This is a genomic window from Paenibacillus sp. FSL H7-689 (assembly GCF_000517905.1).
Taxonomy (GTDB): domain Bacteria; phylum Bacillota; class Bacilli; order Paenibacillales; family Paenibacillaceae; genus Paenibacillus; species Paenibacillus amylolyticus.
The window spans coordinates 299,529-315,874 of sequence record NZ_ASPU01000057.1 but is presented as its reverse complement, the minus strand read 5'-3'; the positions used below and the strand labels follow the sequence as shown (position 1 = coordinate 315,874).

The window sequence follows — 16,346 nt, the reverse complement described above, 5'->3', positions numbered from 1 at the left end:
CCTGTGCTGCAAGCCAAACGTTCACAGGGCAGGTTCAACAGCTCGTGCACATTCCCTTAGTTTAGTACATGCGATATCTTCCGCTTAGAGCGAGCATGCTGAAAAAATACAGGCAATTGTCGTAATAACGTCGCTCTCCCTGACGCAAAGGTGTGTTCCAGAACTTGCGAACGAATGTGTCAGCATGTGGACCGTCCGCAGCCAGTGAAGCCATGGCATTGGTAGCCAGCAAACCTACAGGATGCAGTGAAGGTTCGTCGAAAGGTTCACCTTCTATTGTATACCGACGATAATCGGACATTTCAATATCACTGAAGAAGGATTGAATCCGATTGGATTGTTCGATCTGCCAGTGATCCTTGCGGAACCATTCCCAGTCCAGCGCTATATTTGCAGCAACACGGTAGGCATCACTGTAAAAATGTCTGAAATCACCATGCGGCTGTATTGGAGCCGGAGAGCCGTCATAGTTCGCATATTCAGGTGATAGTCCGGTTACGGGATGACAGGCTGTATGAAGGTAAGCCCGACTAGCGGCCGCCGCTTCTTTCCAGAAGCTCTGATCTTCTTCATCCGCATATTTCGCGAATAGTTCATAAAAATGAGGCAGGTGGTAGGATGGGTCGCTAAACGGTGTTTCTGGTATGAATTTGATCAGTTTTGTTTCCGGGTCCCACATGGGATCGCCTTCGCCGTCTTCGCCCTGATGTATACATGCACGAAGGATCTTGCGGGCTTGTGCCTTGTAATCATAAGGTTCAGCGCCATCGCCCCAGCGGTTGGAGGCAAAAAAAAGCGCCATGGCAAAAAACTCCTCACCATCAGGAGCAGGACCTTGCGAGAGTTGGGTTCCGTCAGGCTTGCAATGCCAGGCAAAATAATCTTTATAACGACCCGCTTTATGTTGCATAAACGAGTGTGAGAAATTCCAGAGTCGATCAAATTCCTCTTTTTTGTCCATCTGAACAGCCATCATCATGCCATAGGACATGCCCTCGGAGCGAACATCGAGATTACCAGTGTCCAGCAAATAACCCTTATCCTCACCCATGGGGTAATATATTCGAGTATTGTCATCACCGTAAAACAGCTCGTTCCATGTTTCTTCCAATCTGTTCGTGATCTCATTCTCATCGTAGCCTAGCTTCAAGAACAGATTTGTATATGTACCCGTATCCCACGCGACTTGACCCGTGATATTCATGAGTATCCTCCTTCATCAATGCGGTTTTTCAAAATTATAACATGGAAATAGTATACAAATTAAAGCGTTTACATGAAAAATTATAGGTGTTCATATCTGCATGTCATTGTACTCAAATTAAAATGATATATTGGTTAAAATCCTATACTTTGTCAGGTTGTTGTAAAATTATGTAAGGGATACACTTTGGGAGAAGGATCACATCTGATCTAATAATACAAGCTGTGATTCTTTAAAAGTTGTTTGAGGATGGTCAGAATCTAAACCGGAAGGATGTGATGATGATTTATGCTCCAGGATTCAGGAGATGCAGGTGAAAACACGGAATTCACTGCACCGCGCGATCCAGTTGGAGTGACAGCGTCGGCAGTCAAGCCCGCAATTGATTTTGGGTCACCTAGATATCGCGACATGATTGGCCGATCTCTTCTGAACAAAGGAAATAATGTCAGATTAAAACGAGCCATTGAGAAGGCAAAAAACGGCGAACCTGTCGTTATCGCTTATATTGGAGGCTCCATTACCCATGGTGCTGGTGCAGTACCTATTCATCTCCAAAGTTACGCTTATCGGTCGTATGAGTCGTTCAAGTTTATGTTTGCGCTTTCAAAAGATAGTCCGATTCATCTGATTAAAGCAGGTGTGGGTGGAACTCCTTCAGAACTGGGGATTGTACGTTATGATCGTGATGTGCTGAGGGGAGGTGCCGTTCAGCCGGATATTGTCATAATCGAATTCGCAGTCAATGACGCAGATGATGAAACCCAAGGTAAATGTTACGAGAGTCTGGTACTCAAAGCACTTACTGCCGATAACAAGCCAGCGGTCATCTTGTTATTCAGTGTATTCGAAAATGACTGGAATCTACAGGATCGTCTCGCTCCGGTAGGCTGGCATTATGATCTGCCAATGGTAAGTGTGAAAGATGCTGTCGTAGATCAGTTCAATAAGACAAAAGGTGAAGGCAACGTTATTTCCAAAAAGCAATTTTTCCATGATATATATCATCCAACTAATATAGGGCATCGAATTATGGCCGATTGTTTGGAATATTTGTTCGACGTGACGAATCGTTCTGAGTGGGATGAGAAAGATCATCATATTGAAAAAGCTCCGCTAATTGGGAATGAATTTGTTAATGTGAAGCTGTTGGATCGGAAAAATGGCAATCATATTGCCCGAATCGATGCAGGCTCTTTTTGTAAAACGGACACGGATCTGCAGATGGCTGAGATGGATGCTCATGACTATGGTACACCTCAGTTCCCCAACAACTGGATGCGTACAGGAGAGGGAAAAGAGGACCAGAGGAGCTTTCGGATAAGTTTGCAGTGCAAACGCCTCATTCTGATCTTCAAGGATTCTGGTAACGATGAATTCGGAACTGCACATATCAAGGTAGATGGGGTATTTGTCCAAAAAGTCGATCCGCGTCAAGTGAACTGGACCCATTGCCATGCCACACTTCTGCTTAACGAAGAGCATGTGGGGGAGCACTCCATCGAGATCGAAATGGCGGAAGGCCATGAACATAAATGCTTCACTATTCTGGGTTTTGGCTATGTGGATTAACTGAAGACTGATAGTCACTCATATGTTCGGAGGAAAAGAGAATGGAATTGATCTCACCAGCAGTAACGGGATATGACCAGTATCGGGAGAATATACCACGTGGAGTCATGGAGACGGTAGAGTATCCTTCCACCACGGTTGGCAATTCCCGTAAAGTGATGGTGTACACCCCACCAGAATTTTCTTCGACAACGATGTATCCTGTACTTTTTCTTTTGCATGGTATTGGCGGAGACGAAACCGAATGGCATACTCATGGTTCTCCGCAAATTATTCTCGACAATCTGTACAACGATAATATGCTTGAACCGATGGTTATTGTTTTCCCCAACGGTCGCGCAATGTCGAATGATCGAGCCGTAGGAGACCTGTTTGAACTTGAGAAAATCAAAGCATTTAAACGGTTCGAATCCGATCTGCTCAACGATTTGATACCTTACATGGAGTCGAACTACCCTTTGCATAAAAGCCGGGATAAAAGGGCGATTGCTGGTTTATCCATGGGTGGAGGTCAATCCTTAAATATCGGATTAAGTAATCTAGACCATTTTGCATGGATCGGTGCTTTCTCCGCAGCCCCAAATACCAGAAGTCCCGAGCTGCTTGTCCCTGATCTTTCGAAAGCGCCTTCATTACTCTCGCTGTTATGGATCTCTTGCGGTGAACAGGACAATCTTATAGAGATTAGTCTTGGGGTTCACCAATATCTGGCGCAACACGGAGTACCTCACATTTGGCATGAGGAAAGTGGAGGACATGATTGGCCCGTGTGGAAAAACGATCTGTATCTGTTTTCGCAACGTCTTTTCAAGTGAATTTGCTGAAGAACATTTATATCGGATTGTAGCATCAACCAAATCTATTAAAATATCAGGAGGTATAATCTATGTTTAAATTTAGCAAAAAATTGTTAACCGTTGTTCTTGCAGCTTCCATGAGTTTTGGTGTCTTCGCAGCCACATCGAGCGCAGCAACAGATTATTGGCAAAATTGGACAGATGGTGGAGGAACGGTCAACGCCGTGAATGGATCGGGCGGGAATTACAGCGTGAATTGGCAAAATACCGGGAACTTTGTTGTCGGGAAAGGGTGGACATATGGTACGCCTAATCGAGTGGTCAATTATAATGCCGGCGTATTCTCTCCTTCAGGTAACGGCTATCTCACCTTCTATGGTTGGACTAGAAACGCTCTAATTGAATATTACGTGGTGGATAGCTGGGGAACGTATCGTCCTACCGGAACGTATAAGGGCTCGATGACTAGTGATGGCGGCACATATGACATCTATACAACGATGAGATACAATGCACCTTCCATTGATGGTACTCAGACTTTCCCTCAGTATTGGAGTGTTAGACAGACCAAGAAACCAATCGGAGTCAATTCTACCATCACGTTCAGTAATCATGTGAATGCATGGGCGAGCAAAGGGATGTATTTAGGCAACAGCTGGTCCTATCAGGTGATGGCAACGGAAGGTTATCAAAGTAGCGGAAGCGCAAACGTGACGGTTTGGTAAAAATGATGTGATGCAGTTCAACTTCTGCACCTGCATTTGAAATTCAATTTTCCGGTAGCGTTGAGTAACGTTATTCTCCAGACTAACGGACCTCGACGTTGCCGGATTTAAGCTAGTAAAGGAGAATAATTGAATGAAGAAGCTGGTATGGTTAACTTTAATCGCTATAGTTGTTAGTCTAAGTGCTTGTTCAGCAAGTAATACGAAATTAAGCGATGACTTGGTATTCGTCGAAGGAGGAGCCTTCAAGAGCAGTAAGCCGAGTCAGATCGATAGGAATGAAACGCTGGATTCCTTCTATATTGGCAAATACGAAGTAACTCAAAAAGAATGGATGGAGGTTATGGGGGAAAACCCTTCTGGCTTCAAGGGAGATGACCTGCCTGTTGAAATGGTCAGTTGGTATGACGCAGTGGAATACTGTAATCAAAAAAGTATAAAAGAAAACCTGAAACCTTATTACAATATAGATAAAGACAACCAGGACACGAATAATCACAATGAAAATGACACTATAAAATGGAATGTAACGATCAACGAGGACGCCAACGGATACCGTTTACCCACAGAGGCAGAATGGGAATACGCTGCAAGCGGAGGTCAAAAGAGCTTAAATTACACATACAGCGGAAGTAACAATCCTGATGAAGTTGCTTGGTACTGGGTAAATGCCGGCGAGAACATTCTGACGGGTGACTGGAGCTGGCCCGCTATTGAGAGCAATCGTAATCAAACCAAAAAATTCGGAACTCAGAAGGCGAATGAGTTAGGAATCTATGATATGTCTGGGAATGTGAGAGAATGGTGCTGGGACTGGTACAGCGATTCGGAGAGTCCAAATCAAACTTGGCGAGTTGTGAAAGGCGGAGGCTGGATCGGCGGTGTCAATAACAATGAAATATCATTTCGAGGCAAATTTGATGCAAATGGTTTTGGTCCCGATCAAGGATTCCGTATTGTACGTGGAGAATGAAAAATCTTTCTACTGACAATAGATTACTTCTGAGCTAAACCTATACTTTGTCGGGTGAAAACCTATAGTTTAACAGGTTGTTGTACAAAAATGTAAGCGTTACACTTGAATTGTTAACCCGGCGCTTCGCTACAATCGGAGCGTTCTTATAGTACGGTCTAATGGAACCATTTCTATGTTATTGATTAATGACGATGAGACTGGTAGAAATTTTGTTCTCCAAAGTTGTGCGAGCAGACAACAATCCTGCTGTTGTTCTGCTGTTTAGCGTTTTCAGAACAACTGGAATCTACCTATTGATATAGATAAAATACATGCAGCTGATCAAGGATAAAAGTGAGGTGAGCTAATGTACAAGGTCATTGTCGCGGATGATGAGCCGTTTATGCTAGAAGGATGGAGAACAATGATTGACTGGCGAGCTTGTGGATATGAACTCTGCGGAACGGCAACAGATGGGGAGGAAGCACTTGCTTTATTCAACTCGGTTGAACCGGATCTTGTCGTCACGGATATTCAAATGCCTGTTATGGATGGTCTTGGTTTGATTCACACCTTGCGAGAAGATCTCGCCTATACCTCTAAAATTGTTATCGTTACAGGATACTCCGATTTTAATTACGCGAAGCAAGCCATACGTTATCAGGTCGATCAGTACGTGCTTAAACCTCTTGTTCCCGAGGAAATTCATCAAATCCTTATGGAAATGATTGAACCTCTGGACAAACGCAGAAATGAGCAAAAACAGCAAAATGGAGTCACGGTTACAGATGAAGCCTATGAAAATCATCTTAATGAATATCGAATAAACGAAGAATATGATTTAGAGCAAATGATGAATATCTCCAAAGAGATCTTGGCGTTGATTGAAGCAGAAAACACGTATTCCATCGATATTGCAGTGAGTGCACTGTTAGAGAAAAGTGAGAAAGCAGAGGTTTCGTTGGAATGGATACATCATGTCATCCGGTATATCCATGGGGAGTTGTTACGAAAATATGGAAAAAGAGAGGGTTGCAAAGAAATACTATGTGAAAAAGAATGGCATGAAGCTGCGAGTTGGTCTTCCGGCACATTGCAAGACCTGTGTGTTCGACTGTCCAAGCAACTTTCCCAGTCTGAATTGAAGCAAAAGACGGGTACGGGAGGGCTGGTTGCAGAAGCAGTGAATGAATTGAAGCAACACTATCGAAGTAAAATTAAATTACAAGATGTAGCTAATCGTATTCACGTGAATTCTGCCTACCTGGGTCAACAGTTCAAGCGGGAGATGGGGGTCAGTTTCAGTGACTATGTGCACCAGCTTCGTGTTGAGGAGGCCCGTAAACTCCTGCGACGTACCAATATGAAGATCACTGACATTGCATTCAGGCTAGGATATCATGATGCTGAATATTTCACCCAAAAGTTCAGAGCGCATACTGGGGAGCTTCCGTCAGTCTATAAAAACAAAAACCAAGGGTGATTATATGCGTCATAAATTCTGGATGTTCAGTAAGGTTAATGATATTCCTCTCCGATCCAAATTTCTGCTTATTTATGTACTTAGTATTCTCCTTCCTGTAATAACGATTAATATCTTCTTTTATGAACGAACCTCTGCGGATATCAAAATTAGAGAACAGGAAAATCTGCGTAAATCCATCGACAGGGCTGCGGGGGAACTGCTAGGCATGATTGATGAGAGCGTTGCCCTGAGCCGAATTATTGCAGCAGACGATTCGCTCTATGAGGCACTGGATCGGACCTATCACTCCCCCGTGGATTATTACAACGTCTACCATGCATTCCTGCGAGATAAATTAACACGGTACATGTCAGCGAATATTCTGGAGGTGCGTATCTATACAGATAACGATACCATTCAAACGGGCAGTCATTATATCGTGATGAAAGACAAGAATGTACTCCCTGGATTGAAACAGCTGAAATCCACCAGTGGAGGCATTCTTGTCGTTGATTATATTGAGCCATCCGGATTCAACGCGGGAAGAAGAATCAGTGTGATTGGCAAAATGGATACCTATACTTCCTATGCCAATTACAACAAGTATTCCAAGATTGATCTGGAACTTAGCCGGGTGTATAGCATTTTAAATCGTGAATCAGACAGTCTTCAGTTGCGTCTGGTGGACAGCAACAATCGAACTGTCGTTTCAAGTGGGGAATTCAGCGAAACCGACTTATCCCCCCTTGATAATGAATCGATGCTCAAGGAATCTGGAGATTCTGCTTACACGCTCGAAAAATCGTTGGGGAATCTAGCCTACCTAAAGGGTTGGAAATTGATTGGAGTTGCCGATACGCGTCACCTTGACCACCTGCTGCAAGAAGCCTTTAAATCAATTCTGGGGTTGCTCGCATTAAGTATCGTGGTCCCCTCCGTATTGATCTACATTATTTTACGTTCCTACCACTATCGGATTCGCAAGTTGTCCAGACATATGGAGAAGGTTCGTAACGAACGATTCGATCTGATTGAAATTCACGAAGGCCGCGACGAAATTGGCGGGCTTATTCGTACATTTAATATTATGATTGGTAAAATTCATACGCTGATTAATGACGTATATAAACTGGAAATTCGCCAAAAAGATCTGGAGCTGGATCAAGTGAGGACTGAATTGTCCATGCTCCAGAGTCAGATGAATCCTCATTTTTTATTTAACACATTGAATGCTTTGCTGGTCGTTAGTACGAAGAATGGATATACAGAAGTAATTGAGATTATCAAAAGTCTGTCCAAACTGATGAGACAGTTGCTCAGTCATTCTGACAATTTGATTCCTTTGCAAGAAGAGCTGCAATTTACGAATCTTTATCTCCAGATTGAGAAGTTTCGCTTTGGAGAGCTGTTTGATTACACCTTCGAGGTTGATCTTGATGCAGCTTCGTTGCTCATTCCCCGCATGAGTATTCAACCGCTCGTCGAAAATGCCTGCAAACACGGCTTGCAGGCGCGAAAAAATGGAAGAGAGATTAAGATAACGGCGAGTCGAAACGCTTCTGAACTGGTTATTCAGGTGATCGATAATGGAATCGGTATGGATGCAGGGAGACTAACCGAGCTCCTGCGAGATATTCGTTCTGAAAGACCCAGGAACGGCGAGCATGTAGGACTCCGCAATGTCTACCGCAGGCTGGAACTCTTTTATGAAGGAAATGCGATATTTGATCTAAGCAGTGTACCTGGAAAGGAAACCATTGCAGGGTACCGTATACCGATCTCCAAGCTGGAACAGAGGAAATAGGAGGTAAACTCTCATGTATAAAGTATTGTTAGTCGATGATGAACCTTATGCCATTGAAGGGTTACAGCTTCTGATCAATTGGGAAAAGTATGGTTTTGAAATCAGAGGCGTGTGCGCCAACGGTGAGGAAGCCATTCGGATGATGGAACAAGATCGACCTGATCTCGTGGTGACAGATATTCGTATGCCTGTGATGAATGGGCTGGAACTTGTAGAAGAAGCACGACGATTGGAACATGAGTCTGTGCTGTTTGTCATCACGAGTGGATACAGTGACTTTAATTATGCCAGACAAGCTATTCGATTAGGTGTCTCCAACTATCTAACCAAACCGGTTGACAGTACAGAAGCAGAGGATATGTTGGTCCGTCTCCGTATGCAATTGCAGGAGCGTGAAACCCAGGAGCGTATAAGGGAACATGCAAACGAGCAAAGGATCAAAGCGTTTTTGTCCGCACTGATTAAGGATAAGCAAAATATATCGGAGGAGGAGATGTCAGAGATACGTCCTCGTTTAAACAAGTCCCATTGGGCATACCTGCGGATAGCCTTTCAGGGAGATATTCAGGAAGTCTGTTCAGTAGTCGAACAAACGGCTGAAGAAACAACTTGCTGTTATGTGATAGACAGAACAAGAGACTCATTGGGGCTTGTATGGGGGGAGGAAACGAATAATAGAAATGAGACGTTTGAAGCAATTAAAGCTTTTACCCAGCGTTTGATGAATAATATGCAACATAACGGCTGCGGAGATATTCATATCGCGGTTGGATTAACGGTCAACAAACTGGAGCATTTATCTGAATCCTTCCGCTCCGCTCAGGAAGTTGGGCGTTATTTGTTTTTTAATCAAGAGCGTCTTTTGTTTGCCGAAGATATTCAGCTGGAAAATTGGCAGTTTGATCCAGAAACGCTGTCAGAGGTGGACCATATTTGCGATTTGCTTGAAAACGGTTCTGTAGAGGAACTCTCGTCTGCGATTCGGAGTGCTTTTGAACTGTTTGTACAGATGAAGGCTGCGCCAGAGATTGTACATATTTTCTCTACCCATATTATATTCCGCGGACTGTCCCTGTGTAGAGAATTAGGAGGAGAACCTAATGCTCTAATGAATGAATTGGCGAGCGGAATTCTGGAGAAGGGCCATCGAAATATAGAAGAGGTTGCTAACAATCTGGAACATTTCTGTTTGCAATGCAAGTCAGCACTGGCCATTTTCCGGGAGAGGCAAATGGGTGGCATCCAGGCGACGGTTGCTGAATATGTGCAGATGCATTACAGGGAGACATTTACGATCCAGGAGCTCGCAGAACGATTCTACGTGAATCCTGTCCATTTAGGGCAATCCTTTTTGCGAAAGTATGGTAAGGGTGTAATCGAGGTAGTACATGATTTAAGAATGGAAGAAGCGAAGCGTCTGCTCCAGCAGACGAATCAAACATCCAGTGCGATTGCGGAGCAAGTAGGGTACCGCAGTTACCAGCATTTTCTCAGACACTTCGAAAAACGAACAGCCATGAAACCAGTAGAATACAGGCAAAAGTATGCGAATTGATCCATGAAAAAGAAGAACCCCTCCTGAATAAGACCTACAATTACAGGGGGGTAGACCTTAAATGTATATATTTTGTAACCGCATACATTTCTTCATACTAAAAACAGTAAGACATACCACTTCCAAGGAGGGCAAGTACATGGGGGGACTTAAGAAAAAGAAGCTTTGGGGTTCCGTATCACTCGTTCTGGCTTTGAGTTTGGCACTGGCAGGATGCAGCGGTGACAATGAGAAAGCGACTACAAAGGATGGGAAAGAGGTACTGAACATCTCGGCCTTTATCGGAACGCCAAATCAGGCGCCAGCTAAAGATAACCGAATCTACAAGAAGATTCAGGATGAACTCGGCGTTAATCTTGAGATGGAGTTTCTAGTAGGTGATCTTCAACAGAAGTTGGGCGTTATGATTGCCGGGGGCGATTTCCCGGATCTGATCACAGCAGACACCAAGTTGGTCTCAGCGGGTGCGGTTATTGCGCTCGAAGATCTCATTGAAGAGCATGCACCTAATCTGAAGAAACATTTCGGTAAAGACTGGAACCGGATGAAAGATTCCAGTGACGGACATATTTACTGGTTGCCTAACTATGGAGTGTATACAGGAGAGTTCATTAGTAACTATTATTCTGGTCCTGCATTCTGGATCCAAAAGTCCATACTGAAGGATGCCGGGTACCCAACTCCAAAAACGTTGGATGATTTCACAAAGTTGGTCCGTGATTATGCAGCCAAGAATCCAACTATTGATGGTCAACCAACGATTGGTTTCACTACATTGGCTTCAGACTGGCGGACGTTCCCTTTGCTTAACCCACCTGAACATCTTACGGGTCACCCCAACGACGGGGGCGTAGTCGTAGATGATAGTGGAGTCGCAACCGTTTTTGCCGACAAAGATATCTCCAAACGGTATTATAAGGAACTAAACAATCTGTACAACGAGGGATTGCTGGATAAAGAAGCCTTTGTTCAGAACTACGATCAATATCTGGCCAAAATTTCTTCGGGACGTGTGCTTAGTATGTTCGATCAGCACTGGAATTTCCAAGCCGGCGAAGACCCACTCGTAGCACAGGGGAAAATTGGCCAGACATACGTAGGCTTCCCGCTTGTCTATGATACAAGTATCACAGATCATTATCTGGATCGTCCGGTCATTAACTTGAACAATGGTTTTGGTATCAGTAAAGATGCCGAAGACCCTGTCGCACTCATCAAATTCCTCGATAAGCTTATGGACGAGAAGTACCAGAAGCTCTTGTCATGGGGTGAAGAGGGTGTAGACTATCAAGTGAATGAAGAGGGAAGATTCTATCGTACACCAGAGCAACGGACAGAGCAGGATGATCCAGCATGGAGATTGGTTAACAAAGCTGAAGGTTTCTACGCTGCTGCACCGAAGCTTGAAGGAACATTTGAAGATGGCAATGCAATTGGAGCGATCAACCAACCTGAGGAATTCTATGACAACCTCAAACCGGAAGATAAAGAACTTCTGGATGCATACGGCTTCAAAACGTGGAGTGACTTCTTCTCTCCTGCACCAGAAAATCCAGTGTACTATCCAGCATGGCAGGTCGATCTGAAAGAAGGCTCTGATGCTGCGGTAGCGAACAAACAAATGACAGACACTTCATTGAAATTCTTGCCTAAAGCAATCATGTCAAAACCGAATGAGTTCGATAACATTTGGACTGAATATGTAGACGCTTACAAGAAGATCGATGTTAAATCCTATGAAGATCGAATTAATGATCAACTGAAATGGAGAATCGAGAACTGGTCTGTTAAATAAAAAAATGCGGCAATGATTCTCTCGGAAGGTATCAACCAAAGGATTACTCAGGCGAGTGCCTTCCGGGGACATCATCCTTAAAGTCGCTGCAAGCCAATAGGAGGAGTGAAAGATGGCGAACACGCCTGGAGCCATACCAGAGCAAACCACCAGTACAGTCGTTCCCAAAGCACCACTGTTAAAACGATTGCGCGGACAAAGACAACTCATGTTCATGTCATTGCCCATCGTTGCGTACATTCTCGTATTCTCGTATTATCCCATTTGGGGCTGGGTTATGGCCTTTCAGAATTACAGTCCTGCGAAGAGTTTCACGCAGCAGGAATGGGTCGGGCTCAAACACTTTAAGTTTTTGTTAACAGACGATGCATTTCTTAACGTGCTTCGTAATACCATTGCGATGAGCGTCATCAATATGGTGCTCGGATTTGCGACAGCAATTATATTTGCCATTTTACTTAATGAGATCAAACATAAGTTATATAAACGAACCATTCAAACAATATCGTATTTACCTCACTTTCTCTCATGGATTATTGTGACAGGTATCGTAGCAAGTTCACTATCTGTAGATGGTGGGATTGTGAATGTGGTACTCATGAAGCTGCATATCATTCAAGAACCTATAATGTGGCTTAGCGTTCCGGAATACTTCTGGGGCATTGTAGGCGCATCCCATGTATGGAAAGAAGTTGGCTGGAATGCCATTATTTATTTGGCGGCCATCACGTCTATCGATCCTTCCCTCTATGAAGCGGCAGAGATTGATGGTGCGAACCGATATAAGAAAATGCTGTATGTGACCTTACCCGGAATCAAATCCATTGTTATCATTTTGCTGATCATGAATATGGGCTGGATTTTGGAAGCTGGATTCGAGGTTCAGTATCTGTTAGGTAATGGTGTGGTTGTCGACTGGTCACAGACGATAGATATATTTGTCCTGAAATACGGACTACAGATCGGGAATTATTCTTTGGCTACTGCGGCAGGTATCTTCAAAACAGTAGTTAGTATCACGCTGATCTTTGCGGCGAATTCAATTTCCAAACGGCTCGGGGAAGACCGATTAATATAAGGGGGACTAGAGATGGGAATCAATAAATCTCGGCTTGAACCGATTGTCTTCCATACGTTAAATGGTATACTGATGATCGCAATCGCGATTGTTACCCTGTATCCGTTTGTGAATACACTCGCCGTATCTTTCAATGCCGGTAATGACACCATCCGGGGTGGGATTTATCTGTGGCCTCGGGTATGGACAGATCAAAACTACAGAGCAGTATTTGCAGGAGGGACCATCTTCAGCGCCTTTGGTATATCTGTGGCGAGAACGGTTTTGGGAACAGTTTTAAGTCTATTCTTAACCTCCATGCTGGCTTACACACTAAGCCGAAAAGATTATATATTACGAAAGCCCATTACCATTACAGTTGTTCTTACGATGTATTTTAGTGCAGGTCTTATTCCAACTTACTTCCTAATGAAAGATTTACATTTGTTAAACAACTTCCTGGTGTACATTATTCCTGGGCTGATCAGTGCATTTAATATGATTGTTATTCGAACCTATATCCAGACACTACCCGAGGGATTGATCGAATCCGCCAAAATTGATGGTGCTGGAGATTTCAGAACATTCATTTCCATTATTCTACCGCTGTGCCAACCGGTTCTCGCTACTGTTGCACTGTTCATTGCAGTCGGTCAATGGAATTCTTGGTTTGATACGTTTCTGTATGCATCTTCCAAACAAAACCTGAGCACGCTGCAATATGAGTTGATGAAACTATTATCATCTTCTATGAATTCCAACAGCAGTGCAGCCGTTGCCAATGGTGCAGATCTTGGTGCTGCGCGTAACATGGTCACACCTGTATCTATTCGGGCAGCGATTACGATTGTTGCCGCATTACCCATCTTAGTTGTATATCCATTTTTGCAGAAGTATTTCGTTCATGGCTTGCAGCTTGGAGGGGTAAAAGAGTAAACTTAATGCAGTTCCAGATAACCGATCAAAAACGGTCACTAGGTGACCGTTTTTTTATGTTTTTTAAACGGCGGACCTTAGTATGTCAATTGCACACGAATCGAACTTATTCAATAATGTTGTTGACAATTAAATTAAAGTTACTATAATTTATATTTACTTGATTCACCAGTCAGTCTCTTTTCAGGGTGCCACTGCGCGCGAAAGCCCTATATCAAGAACTGTCCACAGCGCCTGACCATCCCGAGCTCTTACCATTTTATCAAGGAGACTGAAGAGAAAATGAAAGTACTAATCGTGGAAGACTCCATTTTCGTACAGAAATTGCTTACAAAGCTGATTGTTGATCATATTCCAGAATGCGAGATTCAGATTGCTAACAATGGAGAGCAAGGATACAACCTATTTAAGGAATTTCAACCTGATTTTATAACCACTGACCTGCTGATGCCTGGTTTGAACGGACAAGAAATGCTTCGAATGATTCGAGAAACGGATAGCAATGTCAAAATTATTATCTTATCTGCAGATATTCAGAAGACAACTAGGGATGAAGTTGAAATGTTAGGCATTTCTGGTTTTTTGAATAAACCGTTAACCGCAGAGAAGGCAACTACCATGATTCAACTGATTCAGGCGGCCTATCATGCTGAATGATTTACAGAAGGATTTGCTTACTGAACTAGTGAACGTTTACGTGGGACAAGCGGCTAACATGTTGTCAGAGATTGTAGACAAGCGTATCGTTTTGAATATTCCGGAAGTGGAACTAATCTCCATATCCGATGTTGATCCTGGAGATCGAAGATACAATATTTTCTTTAGTGAAGGTCACCTGTTTAGGTCATCTTTACAGTTTGGATACGAATTTCAGGGAAAAGCATTTCTGATGTTTCCTGTTGAGCAGGCTAAAGTATTGGCAAACATCTGTCTTGGAGAACTGGGTGAGAGCGTTATATCGAACGATCCGAACCTGATGGACACGGATTTGGACGTTTTGAAGGAAGTTAGCAATGTCCTGCTTAACGCCATTATTGGAGAATTCGGTAATTTCCTCGAGATCAAACTGGAATACGTCCTGCCTGATATTGAACTGATCTATGTCACCAATTCCGATCAACAAATATTGCTTCAGAATGAAGTTTATGTCCTGGTTTTACATACCTCGTTTTTACTTGCCGATACGGATGTGACAGGTATCATTGTCATAGCACTGAGTATGAACTCCATATCGAGCCTGCTGGCCAAAATGGACGCTTTGTTGGAGGCGGGCAATGGATAATCTTATTTCACAAGCTTTGAACAAAGCCCATATGGGAATAATGATCGTGGACAGGCATTTAAAAATTGTTGTGTGGAATGCCTGGTTGGAGCGCTTTACTGGCAAGAATGTAGAAGAGGTAGTAGGCTTGAATCTGCTTGAGATCTGCCCACGGTTTAAGTCGAACATGTATTTAAATATTTTGCAAAATGCGCTGTATCATGGACAGAGCAGATTTTGCTCAAGCGCTTTACATAAGGCGTTCATTCTTCCTAATGAAGGAGAGGATGAACAATTATTCAGACAAAATATGCATGTTGAACCGCTCTATCATGAAGATCGGAGTTACGCCCTTATTCAGATTACTGACATGACTAACACCAATACCAGGGTATATAAACTTAAAAATCTGATCAAAGAACTGGAGACGGAGTACGCCAAAATCAAAATCTCCGAGAAAATCAGCAAGCATTTGTCTTTGCATGATCCACTTACCGGTCTGCCTAATCGTCTTGCTTATAATGACCGTCTTGCCTGGGCCATCAGTAATGCCAAAAGAAACCATAACAAACTAGCCGTCATGTTTGTGGATGCTGATGGGTTTAAACAAGTGAATGATACATATGGACACCATGTTGGCGATCAAGTGTTGCTGGAAATGGCAAAGCGATTAAGTGAAACAATTCCAAGTGCGGACACTGTAGCTCGGCTTGGCGGGGACGAATTCATCATTTTAAGCCATCTGAAAGATGATCACGATGCTGAAGTCATCGCCAAAAGATTGGAAGCTGCATTCAGTACCCATTTCAAAATTGCCGGAAACTATATCAACCTTTCGATGAGTATTGGTATCAGCCTATTTCCCAAGCATGGACAGGAGCCTTCCGAACTTCTGAGACATGCGGATGGAGCCATGTACAAGATTAAAAAGAATGGCAAGAATGGTTATGGAATCTATGAACCTGAAAATGCTTAAGAAATCTAAGAATGTCATTTAATAAAGTTGCTATAATAGCAACTTTATTTGTCTATACAATTAACATAAGAAAAAATATGTTTTTTCTATGAATAATATTTTTTTACATATGAAGATGAGAGAGTAGTTATTGAGTAATGTAGTAATCATTCAGCCAGTAATACTTATAAAGGAGTGTGCATATTGAATGTAATAGATGGGTCGATAATCGTACTTTTGCTGTTCAGTTTCTATATTCTATTAC

At 43.1% G+C, this 16,346-nt stretch carries 14 protein-coding genes; 13 read left to right on the top strand and 1 reads right to left on the bottom strand.

The window, feature by feature from the left end:
* Positions 1 to 61: 61 nt before the first annotated feature.
* A complete protein-coding gene (locus tag C170_RS26285; RefSeq protein WP_036615886.1) occupies positions 62 to 1,204 on the bottom strand; it encodes a glycosyl hydrolase family 8 in 1,143 nt (380 codons plus the stop codon).
* Positions 1,205 to 1,492: 288 nt separating this feature from the next.
* Between C170_RS26285 and C170_RS26280 the strand changes: the two genes are divergently transcribed.
* From C170_RS26280 to C170_RS26220, 13 genes are all read left to right on the top strand, one after another.
* Positions 1,493 to 2,776: an SGNH/GDSL hydrolase family protein gene (locus tag C170_RS26280; protein ID WP_036615883.1), complete on the top strand. Its 1,284-nt coding sequence runs from the start codon at positions 1,493 to 1,495 to the stop codon at positions 2,774 to 2,776.
* A 41-nt stretch (positions 2,777 to 2,817) separates the two neighbouring features.
* Positions 2,818 to 3,591: an alpha/beta hydrolase gene (locus tag C170_RS26275; protein ID WP_036615880.1), complete on the top strand. Its 774-nt coding sequence runs from the start codon at positions 2,818 to 2,820 to the stop codon at positions 3,589 to 3,591.
* 71 nt (positions 3,592 to 3,662) lie between these two features.
* The gene (locus C170_RS26270) at positions 3,663 to 4,298 is read left to right on the top strand and encodes a glycoside hydrolase family 11 protein (protein ID WP_036615877.1); all 636 of its coding nucleotides are present in this window, start codon (positions 3,663 to 3,665) and stop codon (positions 4,296 to 4,298) included.
* A gap of 133 nt (positions 4,299 to 4,431) precedes the next feature.
* Positions 4,432 to 5,271 (top strand): formylglycine-generating enzyme family protein, encoded by an 840-nt coding sequence (locus C170_RS26265; protein WP_036615874.1) that lies wholly within the window; start codon positions 4,432 to 4,434, stop codon positions 5,269 to 5,271.
* 349 nt (positions 5,272 to 5,620) lie between these two features.
* A complete protein-coding gene (locus tag C170_RS26260) occupies positions 5,621 to 6,736 on the top strand; it encodes a response regulator transcription factor (RefSeq protein ID WP_036615870.1) in 1,116 nt (371 codons plus the stop codon).
* A gap of 4 nt (positions 6,737 to 6,740) precedes the next feature.
* A complete protein-coding gene (locus C170_RS26255; protein ID WP_036615867.1) occupies positions 6,741 to 8,522 on the top strand; it encodes a sensor histidine kinase in 1,782 nt (593 codons plus the stop codon).
* Between the two features lie 13 nt (positions 8,523 to 8,535).
* The gene (locus C170_RS26250) at positions 8,536 to 10,077 is read left to right on the top strand and encodes a response regulator (protein WP_051447405.1); all 1,542 of its coding nucleotides are present in this window, start codon (positions 8,536 to 8,538) and stop codon (positions 10,075 to 10,077) included.
* A gap of 139 nt (positions 10,078 to 10,216) precedes the next feature.
* Entirely contained in the window at positions 10,217 to 11,872 is a 1,656-nt protein-coding gene (locus C170_RS26245; RefSeq protein ID WP_036615864.1) for an extracellular solute-binding protein, read from the top strand.
* Positions 11,873 to 11,984: 112 nt separating this feature from the next.
* Complete coding sequence (locus C170_RS26240; protein WP_036615861.1) at positions 11,985 to 12,950, top strand: ABC transporter permease; 966 nt, start codon at positions 11,985 to 11,987, stop codon at positions 12,948 to 12,950.
* A gap of 12 nt (positions 12,951 to 12,962) precedes the next feature.
* The gene (locus C170_RS26235) at positions 12,963 to 13,865 is read left to right on the top strand and encodes a carbohydrate ABC transporter permease (RefSeq protein WP_017688457.1); all 903 of its coding nucleotides are present in this window, start codon (positions 12,963 to 12,965) and stop codon (positions 13,863 to 13,865) included.
* A 282-nt stretch (positions 13,866 to 14,147) separates the two neighbouring features.
* Positions 14,148 to 14,522 carry a response regulator transcription factor gene (locus C170_RS26230; RefSeq protein WP_036615858.1) on the top strand — a complete coding sequence of 125 codons (375 nt, stop codon included), beginning with the start codon at positions 14,148 to 14,150 and terminating at the stop codon, positions 14,520 to 14,522.
* Positions 14,512 to 15,147, top strand: a complete 636-nt coding sequence (locus C170_RS26225; RefSeq protein WP_036615855.1) for a chemotaxis protein CheC — start codon at positions 14,512 to 14,514, stop codon at positions 15,145 to 15,147. The genes C170_RS26230 and C170_RS26225 overlap by 11 nt, the downstream gene beginning before the upstream one ends.
* Positions 15,140 to 16,102 (top strand): sensor domain-containing diguanylate cyclase, encoded by a 963-nt coding sequence (locus C170_RS26220; protein WP_036615852.1) that lies wholly within the window; start codon positions 15,140 to 15,142, stop codon positions 16,100 to 16,102. Before C170_RS26225 ends, C170_RS26220 begins: the two co-directional genes overlap by 8 nt.
* Positions 16,103 to 16,346 lie beyond the last annotated feature (244 nt).

Coding starts and splice junctions, on each gene's coding strand:
- C170_RS26285 (WP_036615886.1), bottom strand. CDS start 1,204: ATGAATATCACGGGTCAAGTCGCGTGGGATACGGGTACATATACAAAT.
- C170_RS26280 (WP_036615883.1), top strand. CDS start 1,493: ATGCTCCAGGATTCAGGAGATGCAGGTGAAAACACGGAATTCACTGCA.
- C170_RS26275 (WP_036615880.1), top strand. CDS start 2,818: ATGGAATTGATCTCACCAGCAGTAACGGGATATGACCAGTATCGGGAG.
- C170_RS26270 (WP_036615877.1), top strand. CDS start 3,663: ATGTTTAAATTTAGCAAAAAATTGTTAACCGTTGTTCTTGCAGCTTCC.
- C170_RS26265 (WP_036615874.1), top strand. CDS start 4,432: ATGAAGAAGCTGGTATGGTTAACTTTAATCGCTATAGTTGTTAGTCTA.
- C170_RS26260 (WP_036615870.1), top strand. CDS start 5,621: ATGTACAAGGTCATTGTCGCGGATGATGAGCCGTTTATGCTAGAAGGA.
- C170_RS26255 (WP_036615867.1), top strand. CDS start 6,741: ATGCGTCATAAATTCTGGATGTTCAGTAAGGTTAATGATATTCCTCTC.
- C170_RS26250 (WP_051447405.1), top strand. CDS start 8,536: ATGTATAAAGTATTGTTAGTCGATGATGAACCTTATGCCATTGAAGGG.
- C170_RS26245 (WP_036615864.1), top strand. CDS start 10,217: ATGGGGGGACTTAAGAAAAAGAAGCTTTGGGGTTCCGTATCACTCGTT.
- C170_RS26240 (WP_036615861.1), top strand. CDS start 11,985: ATGGCGAACACGCCTGGAGCCATACCAGAGCAAACCACCAGTACAGTC.
- C170_RS26235 (WP_017688457.1), top strand. CDS start 12,963: ATGGGAATCAATAAATCTCGGCTTGAACCGATTGTCTTCCATACGTTA.
- C170_RS26230 (WP_036615858.1), top strand. CDS start 14,148: ATGAAAGTACTAATCGTGGAAGACTCCATTTTCGTACAGAAATTGCTT.
- C170_RS26225 (WP_036615855.1), top strand. CDS start 14,512: ATGCTGAATGATTTACAGAAGGATTTGCTTACTGAACTAGTGAACGTT.
- C170_RS26220 (WP_036615852.1), top strand. CDS start 15,140: ATGGATAATCTTATTTCACAAGCTTTGAACAAAGCCCATATGGGAATA.